The 19,515-nt window shown below is 57.5% G+C and carries 19 protein-coding genes; 11 read left to right on the top strand and 8 right to left on the bottom strand.

Annotated features, from left to right (window positions below; genetic code table 11):
* The first annotated feature begins 158 nt into the window (after positions 1 to 158).
* The 11 genes from rplO (at position 159) to BQ8290_RS03680 (ending at position 9,962) form a co-directional block, all read left to right on the top strand.
* Positions 159 to 659, top strand: a complete 501-nt coding sequence (rplO, locus tag BQ8290_RS03730) for a 50S ribosomal protein L15 (protein ID WP_108787740.1) — start codon at positions 159 to 161, stop codon at positions 657 to 659.
* A 201-nt stretch (positions 660 to 860) separates the two neighbouring features.
* The gene (gene secY, locus BQ8290_RS03725) at positions 861 to 2,225 is read left to right on the top strand and encodes a preprotein translocase subunit SecY (protein ID WP_108787738.1); all 1,365 of its coding nucleotides are present in this window, start codon (positions 861 to 863) and stop codon (positions 2,223 to 2,225) included.
* An 89-nt stretch (positions 2,226 to 2,314) separates the two neighbouring features.
* Positions 2,315 to 2,959: an adenylate kinase gene (locus BQ8290_RS03720; protein ID WP_108787736.1), complete on the top strand. Its 645-nt coding sequence runs from the start codon at positions 2,315 to 2,317 to the stop codon at positions 2,957 to 2,959.
* A 106-nt stretch (positions 2,960 to 3,065) separates the two neighbouring features.
* Positions 3,066 to 3,863: an SRPBCC family protein gene (locus BQ8290_RS03715; protein ID WP_337660978.1), complete on the top strand. Its 798-nt coding sequence runs from the start codon at positions 3,066 to 3,068 to the stop codon at positions 3,861 to 3,863.
* A 332-nt stretch (positions 3,864 to 4,195) separates the two neighbouring features.
* Positions 4,196 to 4,564, top strand: coding sequence for a 30S ribosomal protein S13 (gene rpsM / locus BQ8290_RS03710; protein ID WP_108787734.1), 369 nt, complete (start codon positions 4,196 to 4,198; stop codon positions 4,562 to 4,564).
* Positions 4,565 to 4,627: 63 nt separating this feature from the next.
* Positions 4,628 to 5,020, top strand: a complete 393-nt coding sequence (gene rpsK, locus BQ8290_RS03705; RefSeq protein WP_108787732.1) for a 30S ribosomal protein S11 — start codon at positions 4,628 to 4,630, stop codon at positions 5,018 to 5,020.
* 123 nt (positions 5,021 to 5,143) lie between these two features.
* Positions 5,144 to 6,199 (top strand): DNA-directed RNA polymerase subunit alpha, encoded by a 1,056-nt coding sequence (locus BQ8290_RS03700; protein ID WP_108787730.1) that lies wholly within the window; start codon positions 5,144 to 5,146, stop codon positions 6,197 to 6,199.
* An 83-nt stretch (positions 6,200 to 6,282) separates the two neighbouring features.
* Positions 6,283 to 6,711 (top strand): 50S ribosomal protein L17, encoded by a 429-nt coding sequence (rplQ, locus tag BQ8290_RS03695; protein ID WP_108787728.1) that lies wholly within the window; start codon positions 6,283 to 6,285, stop codon positions 6,709 to 6,711.
* Positions 6,712 to 6,827: 116 nt separating this feature from the next.
* The gene (locus tag BQ8290_RS03690) at positions 6,828 to 8,258 is read left to right on the top strand and encodes a serine hydrolase (protein ID WP_108787726.1); all 1,431 of its coding nucleotides are present in this window, start codon (positions 6,828 to 6,830) and stop codon (positions 8,256 to 8,258) included.
* Positions 8,259 to 8,458: 200 nt separating this feature from the next.
* Positions 8,459 to 8,995 (top strand): hypothetical protein, encoded by a 537-nt coding sequence (locus BQ8290_RS03685; RefSeq protein WP_108787724.1) that lies wholly within the window; start codon positions 8,459 to 8,461, stop codon positions 8,993 to 8,995.
* A 157-nt stretch (positions 8,996 to 9,152) separates the two neighbouring features.
* Positions 9,153 to 9,962 carry a hypothetical protein gene (locus BQ8290_RS03680; RefSeq protein WP_108787722.1) on the top strand — a complete coding sequence of 270 codons (810 nt, stop codon included), beginning with the start codon at positions 9,153 to 9,155 and terminating at the stop codon, positions 9,960 to 9,962.
* Here the strand turns inward: BQ8290_RS03680 and BQ8290_RS03675 are convergent.
* The 8 genes from BQ8290_RS03675 to BQ8290_RS03640 all read right to left on the bottom strand — a co-directional run bounded on the left by BQ8290_RS03675 (position 9,920) and on the right by BQ8290_RS03640 (position 19,512).
* The gene (locus tag BQ8290_RS03675) at positions 9,920 to 10,657 is read right to left on the bottom strand and encodes a TRIC cation channel family protein (protein WP_108787720.1); all 738 of its coding nucleotides are present in this window, start codon (positions 10,655 to 10,657) and stop codon (positions 9,920 to 9,922) included. The genes BQ8290_RS03680 and BQ8290_RS03675 overlap by 43 nt on opposite strands.
* Complete coding sequence (locus BQ8290_RS03670; protein WP_337660977.1) at positions 10,654 to 11,391, bottom strand: hypothetical protein; 738 nt, start codon at positions 11,389 to 11,391, stop codon at positions 10,654 to 10,656. Before BQ8290_RS03670 ends, BQ8290_RS03675 begins: the two co-directional genes overlap by 4 nt.
* A 57-nt stretch (positions 11,392 to 11,448) precedes the next feature.
* Positions 11,449 to 12,819: an amidase family protein gene (locus tag BQ8290_RS03665; RefSeq protein WP_108787718.1), complete on the bottom strand. Its 1,371-nt coding sequence runs from the start codon at positions 12,817 to 12,819 to the stop codon at positions 11,449 to 11,451.
* A 90-nt stretch (positions 12,820 to 12,909) separates the two neighbouring features.
* Positions 12,910 to 14,328, bottom strand: coding sequence for a dihydrolipoyl dehydrogenase (gene lpdA, locus BQ8290_RS03660; protein ID WP_108787716.1), 1,419 nt, complete (start codon positions 14,326 to 14,328; stop codon positions 12,910 to 12,912).
* Between the two features lie 109 nt (positions 14,329 to 14,437).
* Positions 14,438 to 15,208 carry a methyltransferase domain-containing protein gene (locus BQ8290_RS03655; protein WP_108787714.1) on the bottom strand — a complete coding sequence of 257 codons (771 nt, stop codon included), beginning with the start codon at positions 15,206 to 15,208 and terminating at the stop codon, positions 14,438 to 14,440.
* A complete protein-coding gene (locus tag BQ8290_RS03650; RefSeq protein ID WP_337660976.1) occupies positions 15,205 to 15,444 on the bottom strand; it encodes a hypothetical protein in 240 nt (79 codons plus the stop codon). The genes BQ8290_RS03655 and BQ8290_RS03650 overlap by 4 nt, the downstream gene beginning before the upstream one ends.
* Positions 15,445 to 15,448: 4 nt before the next feature.
* Positions 15,449 to 16,663 carry a 2-oxoglutarate dehydrogenase complex dihydrolipoyllysine-residue succinyltransferase gene (odhB, locus tag BQ8290_RS03645; RefSeq protein WP_108787709.1) on the bottom strand — a complete coding sequence of 405 codons (1,215 nt, stop codon included), beginning with the start codon at positions 16,661 to 16,663 and terminating at the stop codon, positions 15,449 to 15,451.
* 38 nt (positions 16,664 to 16,701) lie between these two features.
* Positions 16,702 to 19,512: a 2-oxoglutarate dehydrogenase E1 component gene (locus BQ8290_RS03640; protein ID WP_108787707.1), complete on the bottom strand. Its 2,811-nt coding sequence runs from the start codon at positions 19,510 to 19,512 to the stop codon at positions 16,702 to 16,704.
* Positions 19,513 to 19,515: the final 3 nt, after the last annotated feature.

Here is a 19,515-nt window from a genome sequence, read left to right as displayed (position 1 = left end):
TTTACGTAGGACGGGGATGTTTGCCGGTCCTGCGACGCCAGGCCCGACACGCGCGCGACCAATTGGTCCTTGCACCTGGGGGCAACCTTCGCTATCGGCGCCGCTTCCTATAGCGCGCAGTCCAATTTTGGGCCGTAAGAAAGCGAAAGCGAGTGCACATGAAACTTAATGACATCCGTGACAATGATGGTGCCCGTAAAGGGCGCATGCGCAAGGGCCGTGGTATCGGTTCTGGCAAAGGCAAAACCGCGGCTCGTGGCCAAAAAGGTCAAAAGAGTCGTTCAGGCGTAGCCATCAACGGCTTTGCCGGTGGTCAGATGCCGCTTCACATGCGTCTTCCAAAGCGTGGGTTCAACAACCCGTTTGGCAAAGACTTCGCCGAAGTGAACATTGGCATGGTCCAGAAATGGATCGACGCCAAAAAGCTCGACGGCAAGAAAGACATCACCGAAGACGCCCTGCGGGCATGCGGTTTGATCCGCGGCGGCAAAGACGGCGTGCGTCTTTTGGGCAAAGGCGAAATCAAAGCCAAGGCCAAATTCATCGTTGCCGGTGCCACCAAAGGCGCCATCGCAGCGGTTGAAAAGGCCGGCGGCAGCGTCGAAGTGACCGCGCCGATCAACGCCGAAGTGAAAGCAGCCAAAGCCGCTGCTAAGTAAGACACACCCGTTTTTCCCGGAGGATGCATTGCATTTGGCGTGCATCCGCTGGGGATGACGCGGGTGTTGCGGCAAAAATTATAGGGGTGGGGTTCGACAATCACCCGCACTGTTCCTATCTATGCCTGCACGGCCGGGATTACCCGGTGCAAACAGTTAGGGCCCATCATTTGGCCCAAGGTTTAGGATCGACACCGAACAATGGCATCACGCGCCGATAACATCGCCAGCAATCTGAACCTTGGCAATTTTGCTCAAGCGACAGAATTGCGTCAGCGTATCTGGTTTACGATTGGGGCTCTAATCGTTTTCCGTTTCCTGAGCTTCGTTCCACTTCCGGGGATCAATCCTCAGGCGCTTGATCGGCTTGCTGAGCTGGGTCAGGGCGGCGTTTTGGACATGTTCAACATGTTCACCGGCGGCGCATTGGCGAATATGAGCCTGATTGCTTTGGGTGTGATGCCGTACATCACCGCGTCGATCGTGGTGCAAATGGCGTCGGCTCTGCACCCCACGCTGGCGGCTTTGAAAAAAGAAGGCGCGACCGGTCGTCAAAAACTCAACCAATATACGCGCTACGGCACCGTGTTCTTGTGCGCGATCCAAGGGTGGTTCCTTGCCACGGGTCTGGAAACATTCGCCGGGGCGCAAGACATCGCCGCTGTGGTCAATCCGGGTTACGGTTTCCGCATTGGCGCCGTGATCAGCCTTGTCGGCGGCACGATGTTCCTTTTGTGGTTGGGTGAACAAATCACATCGCGCGGCATCGGTAACGGCGTTTCGTTGATCATTATGGCCGGCATCGTCGCGCAGTTCCCAACCTTCGCAGCCAACATGTTCGAAGGCGGCCGCACCGGGGCGATTGGCGCACCGATTATCGTCGGCTTCCTTGTAATGGTCGTTGGTCTGATCCTGCTCATCAGCTGGGTCGAGCGGGCGCAGCGTCGTCTACCCATTCAATATCCAAAGCGCGCGACACAACGCGGCATGATGCAAGCGGAAAAATCCTATCTTCCGCTTAAGCTGAACACCGCCGGTGTTATCCCGCCGATTTTCGCCAGCTCGCTGCTTTTGCTGCCGCTGACGATCTCTCAGTTTTCGAGCAGCTCGGTCGATACGTCGAGCGGTTTCGGATCGTCCATCGTTACCTTGAACCAGTATCTGGCCCATGGTGAGCCGCTTTACATGACGCTTTATGCTGTCGGCATCATCTTCTTCTGTTTCTTCTACACTGCGGTGGTTTTTGACCCCGAAGACAATGCGGAAAACCTGAAGAAGAACGGGGGCTTTATTCCAGGCATCCGTCCGGGCAAGCGGACTTCGGATTATCTCGAATATGTTTTGACCCGGATCACCGTGGTCGGCGCGGCCTATCTGACATTCGTCTGTGTTCTTCCGGAATACATGATCGCGCAAACCGGCATTCCATTGTTCCTTGGCGGAACCAGCCTTTTGATCGTCGTGAACGTGACCGTGGATACGATTAGCCAAGTGCAATCGCATCTGTTGGCGCACCAATATGGCGATCTTATCAAGAAGGCTAAGTTGAAAGGCCGCATGCGCTAACGCATGGCACCACATTATCAAGCGACAATGAATTGCGTTCGGGCTGACCCAAATGTAGCGGGGCCCAGCGTGACAATAGGGGATCGTTCGTGAACATCATTCTTCTTGGCCCTCCGGGCGCTGGTAAAGGCACTCAGAGCGCTGGCCTGGTCGAACGCCACGGCATGAAGCAATTGTCCACCGGCGACATGCTGCGCGCCGCAGTGAGCGCGAAGACGCCGGTCGGTCTTGAGGCTAAAGCGGTGATGGATCGCGGCGAGCTGGTTTCCGACGAAATCGTCTCCAAGCTGATTGACGATAACCTTGCCGCAATGGACGCGGGCACCGGCGCGATCTTTGATGGCTATCCCCGCACCGCCGCACAGGGCGAGCAATTGGATGGCATTCTGGCCAAGCACGGCCGCAGCCTCGATCACGTGATCGAATTGGCTGTTGATGTCGAAGCTTTAGTGGAACGGATCACTGGGCGGTATTCTTGCGGCAATTGCGGCGCGTTGTATCACGACACGGCCAACCCACCCGCTAAAGATGGCGTGTGCGATGCCTGCGGTTCAACCGAATTCAAACGCCGTCCGGACGACACCGAAGAAACGGTGCGCAACCGGATGGAAGTGTATCGCAGCGAAACCGCCCCGATCCTGCCCGGATACGAAGCGCGTGGCATTGTGACCCGTGTGGATGGCATGGCCGGGATCGACGAAGTCGCCGGGGCGATTGACGCCATTTTGGCCTGACCCGTCTGTGATAGAGTTTGCCGCAAACCGTGTGCGCAGGCTTTCCACAAAGGCTCCAATCTCCTAATCATCAAAGTCCCACATTGTGTGGGGTGAGGGAGTGCGCATGTTTCGCAGAATGATTTCGTTGTCCGTTGGGTCCATTGCCATGGTCGCCGCCGCATTGGGCGCCGCGCCCGCTTTGGCCGAAGTGGTTGAGACAGACGACGATCACTTCATCACCCGCGCAGAGGCGATTGTATCGGCCACGCCAACCGAAACATGGCTGGCCCTGATCAGCCCGGCACGCTGGTGGTCGAGCGAACACACATGGTCGGCGGACGCGGCGAATCTATCGCTGACCCCGCAAGCGGGCGGTTGTTTTTGCGAACGCATTCCCGAAGTGGACGAGCCGGGCCGTTTCACGTTGGAAGGCAGCGTGGAGCATATGCGTGTCATTCAGGCCTATCCCAATGTCGCGTTGCGGATGCAAGGCGCTTTGGGGCCGTTGCAGAGCGAACCCGTCACCGGGATTTTGACCATCGCCATCAGCGAGGCCGAAAACGGCACGCGGATTGTTTGGGAATACAATGTGGGTGGCCAAATGCGCTATCCCGCTGCTGTTATCTCCAACGCGGTGGACGGCGTCATGACTTTGCAATTGACCCGCTTGTCCGCGGAACTGGGGCAGGTTCAAGCGCCTGTGATTGCAACGGTTGAACCGTCGCCTCCCGAAGAAACCGCGCCAGAAGTGGAAACATCGGAGCTCGATTTGCCTGAGGGCGATGCGCCTTCGCAAGATGAGCCGTTCGACCTCCCATCTGGGGATGGACCTACCATAGCAATCGATCCCGAAGCGGTGATCGACGAAGCTCCATCCAGCCCCAGCGTGGACGACGCATTTGGCGATTTGTCGGACGGATAGGCGCTGCCACACATGCAAGGTAGCCGACGCGCAGATGGCGCGCCGGCACGCCCCTTGAAACATGTTGATCCAAGGCCATATCAACAGCTCGTTTGAGAATGCGCGGGTTTCGGTTGACGGACGTTCCGAATCACCGTAAGCGCGCCGCTCAGTCGACACGTTCGAACTCAGTCCGGCCGGCGGTGCTATTGTGGTGCCGCAACCGGGCTTTTGCCGTTTCATGGGTGGTGGAAACACAATCCGGCAATCGGCTAGGGCGGGTCTTTTGTAGAGCGTTGAGATGGGGGCACCGGCCAAAGCGTCGCAATCCCTCGTGGAGCATGGAGAATTAAGTGGCTCGTATTGCCGGGGTAAATATCCCCACAAACAAGCGCGTTATCATTGCGCTTACCTATATTCACGGAATTGGCCGCACAACGGCCGTCCAAATCGCCGACAAGCTTGGCATCCCGCACAGTTCACGTGTTCAGGACCTCACCGATGAGGAAGTTCTGCGCATCCGTGAAACCATCGACAGCGATCATCAGGTTGAAGGCGATCTTCGTCGCAACACCGCGATGAACATCAAGCGTTTGATGGATCTGCGTTCCTATCGCGGTTTGCGTCATCGCAATGGCCTCCCAGTTCGTGGCCAGCGCACGCACACCAACGCCCGCACCCGCAAGGGTAAGGCCAAGCCGATCGCAGGGAAGAAGAAGTAAGCGACTGGGGTTTACCCCGGACACGCTTTTTCCTGTCTTCCAGATTAAAAGGAATACGAGACAATGGCACGCGAACAAGGCGGCAAAGTACGGCGCCGCGACAGAAAAAACATTTCGAGCGGCGTTGCGCATATCAACGCCAGCTTTAACAACACGATGATCACCATCACCGACGCGCAAGGCAATGCAATTAGCTGGTCGAGCGCAGGCATGATGGGCTTCAAAGGTAGCCGCAAATCGACACCATACGCCGCGCAGGTCGCAGCGGATGATGCCGGTAAGAAAGCAGCCGAACACGGCGTTCGCACGCTGGAAGTTGAAGTGAAAGGCCCTGGTTCAGGTCGCGAAAGCGCTCTGCGTGGTTTGGCCGCTGTTGGTTTCAACATCACTTCGATCCGCGATGTAACGCCGATCCCGCACAATGGCGTGCGTCCGTCGAAGCGTCGTCGGGTCTGATCCGTATTTGTGGTGATGACCATCCGGTCATCGCCGCTCACCGGGTCCGCTATCCGTCCTAACTGGAAGCCGGGCCCGCTCTTAGATGTAACCGCTTTAAAGCAAGCGAATTAGGGGAAATCCATGTCCGTCAATATGAAGAACTGGCAGGAACTCAAGAAACCCAACGCTCTGGAAATCAAGGAAGGCGGCGATAAGCAGCGCAAGACAGTTTTTGTCGCTGAACCGCTTGAGCGAGGCTTTGGCCTCACGCTCGGCAACGCGTTGCGCCGCGTATTGCTTTCCTCGCTTCAGGGTGCCGCGATCACTTCGATCAAGATCGAAAACGTGCTCCACGAATTCTCTTCGCTCGCCGGTGTGCGCGAAGATGTGACCGATATGGTCCTCAATGTGAAGCAAATCGCATTGAAGATGGAAGGCGAGGGGCCAAAACGGCTTCAGCTTTCTGTTACGGGTCCTGCAACTGTGAAAGCCGGCGATATCGCTGTTACCGGCGATATCGAAGTGATGAACAAGGACTTGGTCCTTTGTCATCTCGATGAAGGCGCGACGCTCAACATGGAGCTGACTGCGGACATTGGCAAAGGCTATTCGCCAGCCGTTCAAAACCGTCCGGCCGATGCGCCGATCGGTTTGATCCCGGTCGACTCGTTGTATTCGCCTGTCCGTCAGGTGAGCTACAAGGTTGAGAATGCCCGCGTTGGTCAAGAACTCGACTACGATAAGCTTTCGTTGACCGTCGAAACCGATGGCACTGTCACTCCCGAAGACGCCGTTGCTTACGCTGCGCGCATTCTTCAGGACCAACTGACTTTGTTCGTCCACTTCGAAGACGGCATTCCTCAGCCGCAATCGGCCATGATCGGCCACGCTGCGGCGCCTCAGGAAGACGATGCAAACCAACTCAACCGTTACCTCCTCAAAAAGGTCGACGAGTTGGAATTGTCGGTCCGTTCGGCGAACTGCCTCAAGAACGACAACATCATCTATATCGGCGATTTGGTCCAAAAGACCGAAGCCGAGATGCTTCGCACACCAAACTTTGGTCGCAAGTCCTTGAACGAAATCAAGGAAGTGCTGTCCAGCATGGGTCTGCGTTTGGGCATGGACATCCCCGGATGGCCGCCTGAAAACATCGAAGAAATGGCCAAGAAGCTCGAACAAGAGCTGCTCGGCTAATCCAGGTTCCGGCGGCGCACCTTAAGCGCCGCCAGTACCGGGCTACCTGATACGGGCCCCTTACAAACACAAAGGAATACACAATGCGTCACGGAATTTCACAGCGTAAGCTGTCGCGTAAGTCGGGCCACCGCAAGGCTCTCTTCCGCAACATGTCGGCCGCTCTCATCAAGCATGAGCAAATCGTCACAACGTTGCCAAAGGCGAAAGAACTTCGCCCCTATGTTGAAAAATTGATCACGCTTGCAAAGCGTGGCGGTCTTTCCAACCGTCGTTTGGCTCAGGCGCGTCTTCTTGACGAAACGCAGCTGAAGAAATTGTTCGACACTCTTGCTGAACGTTACAGCGATCGTGACGGCGGCTACACGCGCATCATCAAAGCCGGTTACCGCGAAAGCGACGCCGCGCAGATGGCGATCATCGAATTTGTTGAGCGTGACGAAGACGCCCGCGGTCAAGACAGCGGCCCTGTCACGACCGACGCGGACGAATACGCCGACGCCGCCGCTTAAGCGGATCGCGCGATAAAGAGATTTGGGGCTGGCGGAGCGATCCGCCGGCCCTTTTTCGTTTTGTCGTTCGTCGGACCGCCCTTGATTGCGGCGTCGCCCCGCTTAGGATTGAGGGCATGAGAAAAATCATCCTTGCCGCCACAGCCGTCGGCATCGCCACAACGTCTCCCATCTCCGCGCAATCGGCGCAGGATCAGCTTGATGCGCGCTACAATCGCGCCCTTGCGGCCGGTTACAAGGCGATGATGCTGTGCAGCGCGATGTCGACATCGGAGCGGCTAGGCGGATCGCGCAGCGCCGAAAGCATCCACGAATATGAGCTGACAGGGATTCAGACACCGCTGGATGCGATTGTCCGCGACCTGCCGTATGAAATCATCCGGTATTCGATCGAGGGACAAGAGGCCGACGCGCAGCCTGGCCCTGTCTATCAAGTCCGCGTTGAATGGGCCGATGACATGCCGGCGCGCACCGCCACGCAGTCGACTGTTGGGGGATGCTATGTTGGGCCGATTGGCTCTGCGTTGGAGGATGCGCCGCCGATCTCAGTCGAGAACGCCACGGATAACGTTCCCGATGACGGTTGGGCTGTTGATAATGATGCTCTGCCCGAATCGATCAAAACCCAATTGGGCGCGGCGGCGGTGGACGGCACCTATGGGGAGGGATCACGCACGACTGCCGCTCTTATCATCCGGGGTGATACGATCATTATGGAACGGTATGCCGGCGGCTTTGGCCCGGCGACGCCGCAACGCACATGGTCCGTGGCCAAAAGCATCGCGGCGACCTTTGTTGGCGTCGCGGTAGAAGCTGGCGATGTCGAAGTCAGTGACCCGATCGCACTCAATTATTGGCGAGAGGGCGGGCGATACGACCTACGCAATCAGATCACCGTCGATCACGCATTGCGCATGGCGACCGGGCGTTACACCGATACGCCGGGCAATCGCTCCGTCCCGCTTTACTGGGGCGGATCATCGGTGAACGAAACCGCGCTGTCGTGGCCCGTCGTCCATACGCCCGGCACCGTGTTCCGATATGCCAACAACGACAGCTTGCTCGCCGCGAAAGCGGTGGAGCGGTATTTGAACTTCTACGGACCCGAAAGTGTCCTTGCCCGGTTTGGCATGCATCGCACGATTGCAGAAACCGACTGGAGCGGTGGGCTTGTCATCTCCAGCCAAGTTTGGAGCACGGCGCGAGATTTGGGCAGGCTGGGACAACTCCATCTGAACAATGGAATGTGGGAAGGGGAGCGGATCCTTCCTGAGGACTGGGTTGGTTATGTTTCCGACCCCAGCGGCCCGCAACCGATTGGTACAAATCGCGGATTCGGCGCAGGATGGTGGACGTTCCGCCGACCCGAAGGGAACGCGTTTGAGGGCATTCCCGACGATGCATTCTTCGCGAGCGGTAGGCGCGGCCAATATGTCGTTGTTGTTCCCTCGCGCAATGTGGTGATCGTCCGACGCGGAGAGGATGGCGGGGGCGCCCGGTTCAACATCGCCGCTTTCACTCGCGACGTGTTGGCTTCAATCGATTAAGCTGCCGCTCAGACAGGGGCGCGTATAGAGCGCGTATATCTGAACACCGCATTCAACTTCAGAATAAGGTTGTTCAGAAAAGTAGCAGCTAACCTGAACAAATGCTGCAAAGATCAGTCAGGCTCAGCACACAGCGAATCATCCATAAGGGGTTTGTAGCCGGCGCAATCCCGTCCCGGCTTCAACCCGAGGATGAACTTATGACTGATCTTAAAAAGACAATCACCAAGGGCGCGCTCGGGACTGTCGCGGCTGGCGCGATGGCCCTGGCGTCCGCAACCCCTGCTATGGCCGATGATCGTCACCGCGATCGCGGTGTGGACGCAGGCGATGTGATCGCCGGTGCTGTGATCATTGGTGGGCTTGCCGCATTGGCCGGCGCCTTTGACAACAATGATCGGCGCGACCGCCGCTATCGTGATCGCGACTATCGCGGCACTCAAACCAATTACCGCGGCAATCGCGGTTATAACGGCAACCCACAACGCGCGATTGAGCGCTGTATCCGGACAGCGGAGCGTCAGGCGCGTCGCTTTGGTGGGTACCGCTATGCCGATGTAACGCAAGTTCGCGATGTTGATCGTACCCGCTACGGTTTCCGTGTTCGGGGCCGGATGGAAGTCCAAGGATCGAACAACTATCGCGGTCGTAACTTTGATCGGGGACGGTTCACTTGTTACGTCGAACACGGCAACCGGCCACAGGTCGACTTTCGCGGAATTCGGGGCCTGCGTTGATTTCGTGGCTCTTCACCAAAACTATCCGCATAGGATAAAGTAAACCGATTGGGCGGTTCAGGCGCGCGTAAGCCTGGGCCGCCTAATTGTGTGTTTGTTTTGAGCGCTTGGTGGCCGCTCGCCTGCACTTTTGTGCGTCTAACAGGAGGGAGCAACCATGGCTCAATCATTCAAATTTGGAGCGTATGCAGGCGTGATCGCCGCCGCTTCGATGGCAATCACCCCAGCATATGCGGCGGAAACTCTTCCGATCGCGGGATCATCTGGAACGATTGGTTATGCCACGTCTGTCCATGCCGATTTCTCGAGCGGAGCGTTCGGTTCCAGCACATTCGATACGCAAGCGGAGACCGCAGAATATCGCGGACGCCGGTATCGCGGTCGACGCGGTTGGCGGCGTGGCCGCATCCGTGGCGGCGATGTGTTGGCGGGGGTCTTGGTCCTTGGCGGGATCGCAGCCATTGCCAGCGCGGCCAGCAACAACAACCGCCGCAACCGCGAAGATCGCCGTTACGAAGAACGCCGTGATGACCGTCGATATGATCAACGCTCTAACCCGCGTGCATCGAATGGATCGGGCATCGACAACGCCGTGTCCCAATGTTTGCGCGAAATTGAACGCGATGTGCGCGTAGACAATGTGGACGGCGCAAGCCGCCTTGCCGAAGGGTGGGTTGTGTCGGGCACATTGTTCAATGGATCGGGCTTTACCTGTCAGATCGGCAATGATGGCCGTATTTCCGACATTGATTATGGTGGATTCACCGGCAGCTCTTATGGCGAGGGTCAATCCCGCGCATCGACCAATCAATTGTCCGATGGCAGATACGCCGATGCGCGCGCGGCCATGGCCGGACAGCGATCCGGACCTACCGTGTCAAACGACGCCCAGGTTTTGGACCAACAATCTGGTCCTCAACCCGCCTATCCCGGCGGACCTTTGCCTGGCGAAACATTCTCCGAATGATCGGTGTGGGTGGGGGCGACCATAGCGACGTCCCCATCATCCGTTTTGGCGGGGTGTTCATCGTCCGGCTCAGCATAGCTGGGTAACGCCCATTCAAATCGGATCGCGGCGCTGCGCATGGCAAACCCTGCAAAGAACGCGCCGCCCCAAACGACGGCGTCGACTACGTTGATCCATCCCGCGATCTGCATGCCGATCACCGTCATCGACGCGCTCAACGCGGCCGCGGTGACGTACAATTCGGGTTGCATAATGATAGATGGACGTCCCGCCACCACATCGCGGATAACGCCGCCGACGCACCCCGTGATGATCCCCATCAATGCGGCCGGGACGGGCGGAATGCCGTATGCGATCGCCTTGGCACTGCCCAAAACGGCATAGGCGGCAAGTCCGACCCCATCGGCGTAATCAATCAATTTCCCATCCCATACGCGGATCGGAGTGAACCAAGTGATCAGCGCGGTGGAAAGGCAAATCGCCGCAACCCAAGGATCGGTTATCCAGAACACCGGCGCATCGATCAACAAATCGCGCACCGTGCCGCCGCCAACGCCCGTCACCAAGGCAAAGAATGCCATCGTGACAAATGTCTGACGCTCCCGCGCCGCGACCAATGCACCAGACAGCGCAAAAATCGCGATGCCGGCCATGTCCAAGACATCCAAGATCGGGGTGAGTACGGTTTCGTTCACTGCTCAATCGCTCCTGAAACGGACGGGGTGGACAACGCCTTGAAACGGGATTTGCGCCGACGGAACATCAATACACATCCGAACAAGGCACCGATCACCGCCAATCCGGCAAAGATGATCAATGTCGGATGATTGTTATCCTCCCGTTCCGACAGATCCATAATGTGCAGACCCCACATGAAATCGAACCACCGCCACCAACTGGTGCGGACCGCTTCGATGTTGCCCGTGTCGCGACCGACATAGATATGCGTGCCATCCTCCAACGCCACTTGCCACACGGCGAGGGGCCTGCGGAAATCAAGCGGGACGTTGTCCGCCTCAAAAAACGTTACCGCGCGCACTGCATCGCCGCCCACAATCCGTTCAGCAACCAACGCGCGCGCCATAACCGCATCAACAGGCGGCACGGTTTCGCCGGTCGCGACGTCAACCCGGGTGCGAGCGCCATCGATCGTCGTCAAAACGGCAACCGCACGCCCGTCCTGCATGAAGACGTGCATCTCTTTTAGATCCGCATCCACGGTGGCCAGGGGGCTGTCATCGATCACCAACGGCGCGGCGTCCGTCGCCAAGCGGAGATGATTTCCGCGCACTTCTTCGATTGGTTTGACGGTCATAAAAAGGCCGGTGGCGGTCCACATCAAAATTGGGATGCCGACCAACCAACCGAGCCATATGTGCCATTTGGCCAGCCGGTTCATGCGCTGTTTTGAACGGGATTGGGATGCCATGGTGAGGGGTCCATGTAGTAAGGGAGAATCGATATCAGCGCCCATGGCGCGGACCGATTATCCGTGCAAGATTTTACCGATCCCTTCTGCGGCGTGAATGCAGTCCAAATCGCTCCACTGTGGGCCGATCACTTGCATTCCACACGGCAGACGCGCGCCTTCGTAATTGCCTGCGCCGATGGGTAAAACGGTTGATGGTAGGTTCGGGAATGTCGCGATGCCTGCCCATGCCAAACCGGAGCCTGCGCGCAAATCTTGACCGTTGACCCGGATGGTCGATTTGAAGACGGCGTCATCCAAATGTGGGATCGCCAAGACGGGTGCGGGCGGGGCCAGCACGAAATCGTATTCTTCGAACAATTGCGCCCACTGATATTCGTTGGCGGCTTGAGCATCGAGTAGATCGAACCAATCGGTTGCCGTTGCGCGGCTGCCGTCGGGCGCCGGGGCACCCCGCGCCATCGCAGTGTTCATCATCCGCAAATAGGTGGTCTGTTGCGTCACAAGATCGGGGATCAGCGGGCTGGTTCGATCCACGTGAACACCGGCATCAATCAACGCCTCAATCGCCGCTTCGGTGGGTTCGGCCACGCTCGCATCGATGGGGCTGCCGGGATATTCGGTGATCGCCAAAAGCCGGCATTCGTTCAAAGGCTTTGATGTCTTTCTTAGGGGGATTTGCGCGCCAACCTCCAACAATATCGAAAGGTCAGCGGCGTTGCGCGCTAAGGGGCCCGCGATGGACAACACCCCATCATGCGCAGCGACAAAGCCATCGCGGCTGGCCATTTGGGGGTGGTCATGCCCTTGTTTCGAAACCAAACCCCAGGTGCTTTTATGCCCCCAAACCCCGCAGAAATGCGCCGGCACGCGGACCGATCCGCCAATGTCGGTGCCAAAATCGCACGCGACCATGCCGCTGGCCACCGCTGCGGCGCTGCCACCGGATGACCCGCCCGGCGAACGATCGGCATTGTGTGGATTTGTGGTGCGGCCATAAACCGTGTTGAAGCTTTGCCAATCGGACAGGTCGATCGGTACATTGGTCTTACCAATGATAATGGCTCCGGCGGCCTTTAAACGGCGGACCAGATCGGCGTCCTTTTTCGCGACATAGTTGGTCAAATGTTCATGGCCCCAACACGATTGAAGGCCTGCAACATCAAAACTTTCCTTGATCGTCATCGGCACGCCGAACAACGGTTGATTGTCCGCGGGGCCAGCAGCGTCCATCGCTTTTGCGGTGGCGGCGGCGCGTTCGAAATCGGGCACAGCCACAGCGTCAATCTCTGCGTCCAGTTGTTCGATCCGGGTTATCGCGGCATCGACCGCCTCTGAGACGCTGATCTCGCCCGCGCGGATAGCGGCGGCGGTTTCAAGCGCGCCGGGTTTATCGGTCAATTGCGGATAGGCGCTGTGTGATGGCATGTGAGGTCGCTCTCCTGTTTAGGATTGTCTAGCGACCTTTTTGCATTGCCCCAAGTGTAAGTCCCAATCCAAAATTGAGACCGCGCCGTATCACATATGGATAGGTTTGCCGGTCACCGCCATCGCGGCTTCCTTAAACGCTTCGGCGTGGGTTGGGTGGGCGTGGCATGTGTAGGCGATGTCTTCGGATGTCGCGCCAAATTCCATCGCTTGTGCTGCCTGTGCAATCATCGTCCCGGCAAGCGAGTTGATCATCCACACACCGATCACGCGGTCGGTTTCGGCATCCGCGATAACTTTTACAAAGCCATCGGTGTCGCGGTTCGCTTTCGCGCGGCTGTTGGCCATCATCGGGAATTTGCCGACTTTAATGGCTTTCTTGTCGCCGCCCGCTTTCTCGATCGCTTCTTCCTGCGTTAGGCCCACACCTGCAATTTCAGGCAGGGTGTAAACGACGCTGGGGATGACATCGTGGTTCACGATGCCAGTAAGGCCAGCGATGTTTTCTGCGACCGCAATGCCTTCATCCTCGGCCTTATGCGCCAGCATCGGGCCGGGCGCGACATCGCCAATGGCCCAGATGCCATCGACGCCGGTGCGGAAGTCATGGTCGATTTCCACTTGGCCGCGATTGTTGACTTGCAAGCCAGCTTTGTCGAGCGCCAGCCCATCGGTGTTGGGGCGGCGGCCGATGGAAACCAGCACATGGCTCACTTCAAGCGTTTGTTCATCGCCGCCAGCCGATTTCTCAACCGTCAGGGCGACTTTCTTGCCTTTGACTTTTGCGCCGGTGACTTTGTGGCTGAGCATCATTTCCATGCCCTGTTTCTTGAACAGTTTCTGGCTCTCTTTGCGCACTTCGCCGTCCATTCCGGGCAGCAATTGATCGAGGAATTCGACGACCGTAACTTTGGCACCCAAACGACGCCACACACTGCCCAATTCCAGTCCGATGACCCCGCCGCCGATCACAACGAGATGATCGGGAACTTCGGTAAGGTCGAGCGCGCCGGTGCTGTCCACGATGCGACCACCTGCATTGTCCACGTCCACGCCGGGCAGGGGGGTGACGCTGGATCCGGTGGCGATCACGATGTCTTTTGCTGTGACTGTTTCGTCACCCACTTTGACGCTGTGCGCGTCTTCGAACGCGGCGTGACCTTTGATCCATGTCACTTTGTTCTTCTTGAACAAAAACTCAATTCCGCCGGTCAATTCGCCGACCGCTTTGGTTTTTTCATCCATCATCCGGCCTAAATCGAGAGTCGGTTTGGCGTCGATGCCCCAAGTGGCGAAATGGCCGTTCGACGCTTCGTCAAACAGTTCTGAACCGTGCAACAACGCCTTTGAAGGGATGCACCCGACATTCAAACAAGTCCCGCCCAATGTCTCGCGGCTTTCAACGCAAGCGGTTTTCAAACCCAATTGGGCCGCGCGGATTGCCGCGACATAGCCGCCGGGGCCCGCGCCAATGACCAGGACATCGTAATCGTAGGAGTGTTCAGCCATATCTAAAATCCTGTATTCGCCTTTGGACAATGGCGGTGTTTAACTGTCTGATCCTGTATTTAGGAGTTTGGACGGCTAAGTGCCATTGCTAGTTTTTCTGAAATTCGTGTCACTTCTTTCGCCGCAAGTGCCAGTAGAAGCCCACTGTTACAAATTTCTCGATCTTGCTTCCGATAAACGGGATAAAAGAGGGAAGCAGCATCGCCTTCATCGCGATCGATTTGATGGGTGAGGCGGCGATGTTGCGACGCGCCGAAATCACCTCAACGGGTAATCCGGCCAAGGCCGCGCGGAAATCCGTTGGGGTTGCGCCGTTAAATCCCATCTCTTCAATGCTATCGGGGGTGTTGTTGTCGTCATCCCTTAGGCGATCAAGAAACGCACGATTGTTGCGGGGCAAATGCGCCCACGGCATGCGCGATGCGATCAGGTGATGATGCCCGAACGGGGAATGCCAAAGCGGGGAGAAGCCAATATACAATTCGCCGCCCGGTTTCGCCGCATTCACCACCGCCGCCAGAGTGTCGGGCAATGACATGACGTGTTCCATCACATTGGACGACACGACGATATCGGCGGGTTCTGGCGCGGCTTTGCGAATGTCGGCGCATGCGAATTCAGCACGCGGCCATTGAGAGGCGACTTTGGAATTCGCAAATTCGATATAGCTTGGGTTGAGATCGATCCCGAACCCGCTCTCGGCCCCGGCCTCCATCAATCGCTGGATCATCCCGCCGCGCCCGCAGCCGAAATCTAGGACGCGTTTGCCAGCGACATCCGGCATCCCCCTGAACCGCGCCCAGAACTCCGGGAAACGATCGCGCAGGAAATCGGCGTGACGGCGCTCGTCGAATTGGTCGCGGGCGAGGGGCTGAGTCATGAGTTTGAGCGAACAAACTCGTAGTAGTCGTCCCAATCTTTAGGTGAGGGATAGGCTACTTCAAAGGCAATCTGGCGCTCAGAATCCATTGCCTGGTACCAGTCCCAAAAGGCGCACCAGTAGGTTTCTCCGCCGCCCATTCTCCAGTGGATTGAACCCCGCTCAAGCTCGGGAAACGCTTTCCATGGAGGCAGCGCACGACCTTGATCATCATGCTTAAGAGCGTCGTCGTCCACCACCTCAAAGGTCGATCAGCATCCGGGTTGGATCTTCGATCGCTTCCTTGATGATTCTCAGCGCGGTCACAGCTTCACGCCCGTCGATCAGGCGGTGATCGTAAGACAGCGCGATGTACATCATCGGACGGATCACGACCTCGCCGTTGACCGCAACAGGGCGATCTTCGATGCGGTGCAGGCCGAGAACGGCGCTTTGCGGTGGGTTGATGATCGGGGTAGACATCAGCGATCCGAACACGCCGCCATTGGAGATGGTGAAGGTGCCGCCGGTCATGTCGGCCATGGTCAGCGTGCCTTCCTTGGCGCGCTTACCGTAATCGGCGATGTCTTTTTCGATCCGGGCAAAGCCCTTGTCCTGACAATCACGGATCACTGGCACGACAAGGCCGTTTGGCGCGGAGACCGCGACCGAAATATCGACATAGTCGTGATAAACGATTTCATCGCCTTGGATGTAGGCGTTGACCGATGGCACGTCTTTCAACGCGAGGCAGGCTGCTTTCGCGAAAAAGCCCATGAAGCCCAAACGGATGTCGTGTTTCTTGGCGAACAGGTCTTTGTATTTGGTGCGCGCTTCGATGACGGCGGTCATATCCACATCGTTGAACGTGGTGAGCAGCGCGGCTTCTTCTTGAGCGCCTTTCAAACGTTTCGCGATGGTTTGACGCATGCGGGTCATTTTGACGCGCTCTTCGCCGCGCGATCCGGCCGGAGCGGCGGCAACTGGTGCGGCTGGCGTAGCCGCTGGGGCAGGCGCAGGATCGGCTTTCGCTTTGGCAGCGGCCAGCACGTCTTCTTTGGTCAACCGGCCGTCTTTGCCGGTCCCTTTGATCGTGGATGGGTCAACACCGTGTTCCAAAACCGCGCGACGCACGGCCGGCGACAAAGTTTGGGCCGCATCGCTCACGGCGGCTTTCGCAGCTGCCGGGGCAGGGGCTGGCGTGTCAGCCTTTGCCACAGGGGCTGCGCCCGCTGATGCGCCTTCTTCGATGACCGCGATAACCGCGCCCACTTCGACCGTGTCGCCGACTTCGGCGCGGTGTTCGGACATCACGCCCGCAATCGGGGATGGCACGTCAACCGCGACCTTATCGGTCTCAAGGCTGACGATGGGTTCATCGGCGGCAACCGCGTCGCCCGGCTGTTTCAGCCATTCACCAATTGAACCTTCGGTGACCGATTCCCCTAATACCGGGACAGTGATTTCAGTGGCCATTTTTCGTTTTCCTCAGCTTTGCTGAATTCAAATTTGAATTAGATACCAAGCGCATCAGCGACCAAGGCCGCCTGTTGCTGTGCATGACGTTTTGCCAGACCCGTTGCCGGGGACGCGGCTGCATCACGGCCGGCATAGACCGGACGCATACCGTCATGCCCCCCATGGGTGAGCGAATCTTCGATTTGATTTTGAACAAAGAACCATGATCCGTTGTTCTTTGGCTCTTCCTGACACCACACAACCGTTTCGAGGTTCGTCATCCGCTTAAGCCGCAAGGCGAGCGGATCGCCGGGGAAGGGGTAGAGCTGTTCGATCCGCACGATAGAGACGTCTTTGAGCCCCATTTCCTCGCGCTTTTCATACAGGTCGTAATAGACTTTGCCCGAACACAGAACGAGGCGTTTGATCTTCTCATCTGAGATTTCGGTGATGTCGGACTTGATCCGTTTGAATTGCCAATCGCCTTGGAATTCTTCGCGTGGGCTTTTCGCCAAGGGATGCCGCAAAAGCGATTTCGGCGTCATAATCACCAACGGTTTGCGGAAAGGACGCAGCATTTGCCGGCGCAAAACGTGGAAGTAATTGGCAGGCGTGGTGATGTTGCACACCTGAATGTTGTCGTTCGCGCACAATTGCAGGAACCGTTCAAGCCGCGCCGAAGAGTGTTCCGGTCCCTGACCCTCATAGCCATGCGGCAACAACATCACGAGACCGTTCGCACGCAGCCATTTGGCTTCGCCCGCCGCGATATATTGATCGATCATGATCTGAGCGCCGTTGGCAAAATCGCCAAATTGCGCTTCCCAAAGGACCAATGATTTCGGGTCGGCCATCGCAAACCCATATTCAAAGCCAAGCACGCCGTATTCGGACAAGGTGCTGTCATAGACTTCAAATTTGCCGTGCGGCAGGGTGGTCAATGGGATGTATTTGTCTTCGGTCTTTTGATCGACCCAGACCGCGTGGCGCTGGCTGAATGTGCCGCGGCCGCTGTCTTGTCCGGAAAGCCGCACATTGTAGCCTTCCATGACCAGACTGCCGAATGCGAGTGCTTCTGCAGTGGCCCAATCAAAGCCTTCGCCGGTGTTGAACATCTCACTCTTGGCCTTGAGCACGCGGCCCAAAGTCCGGTGGATTTGTACGTCCTCTGGCACTTCGGTGAGCGCGCGGCCCAAGGCGTCAAAGGTTTTGGGCTCGACGGCGGTTTCGATATTGCGCCGCGCCGTTTCATCGTCGGCGGGTTTGTTCAAACCGGCCCAACGTCCGCCAAACCAATCCGCTTCATTGGCGGAATAGCTTTTGGCGGCTTGGAATTCTTCTTCGAGATGCGCGACAAATTCGGCCGTGACCGTTTCGCGGTGCCCATCGTCGATGACGCCTTGTTCGATCAGGCGCGCTTCATACACGCGGCTTACCTTAGGGTGTTTGCCAATGACTTCGTACATCAAAGGCTGCGTGAATTTCGGCTCATCGCCTTCATTGTGACCAAAGCGGCGATAGCACCACATATCGATCACCACGTCGCGTCCGAATTTCTGACGATATTCCACCGCCAATTTGCACGCGAAAGTCACCGCCTCTGGATCGTCGCCATTGACGTGCAGGATCGGGGCCATCACCCCTTTCGCAACGTCGGATGGGTAGGGCGATGACCGCGCGAATTTGGGCGAGGTCGTGAACCCGATTTGGTTGTTGATGATGAAGTGGATGCAACCACCCGTGTCGTATCCGTTCACACCCGATAGGCTGAGGCTTTCCCAAACCACACCTTGTCCCGCAAACGCCGCGTCGCCGTGGATCAAGACGGGCAGAACCTGCTCTTTCTTGTCCAGATCATCGCGGATCGCCTGTTGGGCGCGGCTTTTGCCCAGAACAACGGGATCGACCGTTTCGAGGTGCGATGGGTTGGGCACGAGGCTCATATGAACCGAAATGTCGTCAAAGCTGCGGTCGGTGCTGGTGCCGAGGTGATATTTCACATCGCCCGATCCGCCCACATCTTCGGGATTGGCGGAACCGCCGGAAAATTCATGAAAGATGACTTTGTATGGCTTGGCCATCACATTGGCGAGGACGTTCAAACGACCCCGGTGCGCCATGCCATAAATGATCTCACGCACGCCGGAACTGCCGCCATGTTTGATCACGGCTTCCAATGCGGGGATCATGCTTTCACCGCCGTCTAGGCCGAACCGCTTGGTCCCGACATATTTCTTGCCGAGGAATTCTTCGTATTGTTCGCCGCGCAACACCGCCGCGAGGATGGCTTTCTTGCCCTCTGGCGAAAACTGGATCGTATCGCCGGGGCTTTCAAATTTGTCTTGGAGGAAACGCCGTTCCTCAGTGTCGGCAATGTGCATGTATTCCAGGCCGACATTGCCGCAATAGATTTCGCGCAGGCGTGTATAAAGCGCGCCGACAGTGGTCCATTCCAGACCCAAAACGCCGCCGACATACACTTCCTCTGCCTCTTTCCCGGCAAGGCCATGAAAGGCGAGGGTGAGGTCTTCGGGATTGGCTTGTTCGTGGGATTGACCCAATGGATCGAGGTCGGCGCCCAGATGCCCGCGCACGCGGTACAACCGCACCAAAGTCATCGCCGCAATCGAAAGCTGTGCTGCGTTTTCAATCGCTTTGGGATCGAGCGACTTGCCAGCCGCCTTGGCCGCTTTTTTGACCGTGTCTTTCGCCTCAAGACCCATCTGTGTTGGGTCCATGGCGGCGGCCAGATCCTCTCCCGCTCCGCTAACCTGATCAAGCCACTTTGGATTGCCCCAAGACGGACCCGGCTGAGGGCCTTCCTGATCGGTCATGTCGGGGACGAAATGTGCGGTCTCTTTGTTCATGGC

It is taken from the genome of Erythrobacter sp. Alg231-14 (genome assembly GCF_900149685.1).
Classification (GTDB): domain Bacteria; phylum Pseudomonadota; class Alphaproteobacteria; order Sphingomonadales; family Sphingomonadaceae; genus Erythrobacter.
The sequence above is the reverse complement of the archived record's forward strand: the minus strand, read 5'-3'. Positions and strand labels throughout refer to the sequence as shown.

What these genes read in the sequence shown, in the direction of transcription:
- secY (WP_108787738.1), top strand. Translation starts at nt 861, where the DNA reads ATGGCATCACGCGCCGATAACATCGCCAGCAATCTGAACCTTGGCAAT.
- BQ8290_RS03665 (WP_108787718.1), bottom strand. Translation starts at nt 12,819, where the DNA reads ATGCCATCACACAGCGCCTATCCGCAATTGACCGATAAACCCGGCGCG.
- odhB (WP_108787709.1), bottom strand. Translation starts at nt 16,663, where the DNA reads ATGGCCACTGAAATCACTGTCCCGGTATTAGGGGAATCGGTCACCGAA.
- BQ8290_RS03655 (WP_108787714.1), bottom strand. Translation starts at nt 15,208, where the DNA reads ATGACTCAGCCCCTCGCCCGCGACCAATTCGACGAGCGCCGTCACGCC.
- rplQ (WP_108787728.1), top strand. Translation starts at nt 6,283, where the DNA reads ATGCGTCACGGAATTTCACAGCGTAAGCTGTCGCGTAAGTCGGGCCAC.
- BQ8290_RS03680 (WP_108787722.1), top strand. Translation starts at nt 9,153, where the DNA reads ATGGCTCAATCATTCAAATTTGGAGCGTATGCAGGCGTGATCGCCGCC.
- BQ8290_RS03690 (WP_108787726.1), top strand. Translation starts at nt 6,828, where the DNA reads ATGAGAAAAATCATCCTTGCCGCCACAGCCGTCGGCATCGCCACAACG.
- rplO (WP_108787740.1), top strand. Translation starts at nt 159, where the DNA reads ATGAAACTTAATGACATCCGTGACAATGATGGTGCCCGTAAAGGGCGC.
- BQ8290_RS03670 (WP_337660977.1), bottom strand. Translation starts at nt 11,391, where the DNA reads ATGGCATCCCAATCCCGTTCAAAACAGCGCATGAACCGGCTGGCCAAA.
- BQ8290_RS03715 (WP_337660978.1), top strand. Translation starts at nt 3,066, where the DNA reads ATGTTTCGCAGAATGATTTCGTTGTCCGTTGGGTCCATTGCCATGGTC.
- BQ8290_RS03700 (WP_108787730.1), top strand. Translation starts at nt 5,144, where the DNA reads ATGTCCGTCAATATGAAGAACTGGCAGGAACTCAAGAAACCCAACGCT.
- lpdA (WP_108787716.1), bottom strand. Translation starts at nt 14,328, where the DNA reads ATGGCTGAACACTCCTACGATTACGATGTCCTGGTCATTGGCGCGGGC.
- BQ8290_RS03685 (WP_108787724.1), top strand. Translation starts at nt 8,459, where the DNA reads ATGACTGATCTTAAAAAGACAATCACCAAGGGCGCGCTCGGGACTGTC.
- BQ8290_RS03640 (WP_108787707.1), bottom strand. Translation starts at nt 19,512, where the DNA reads ATGAACAAAGAGACCGCACATTTCGTCCCCGACATGACCGATCAGGAA.
- rpsK (WP_108787732.1), top strand. Translation starts at nt 4,628, where the DNA reads ATGGCACGCGAACAAGGCGGCAAAGTACGGCGCCGCGACAGAAAAAAC.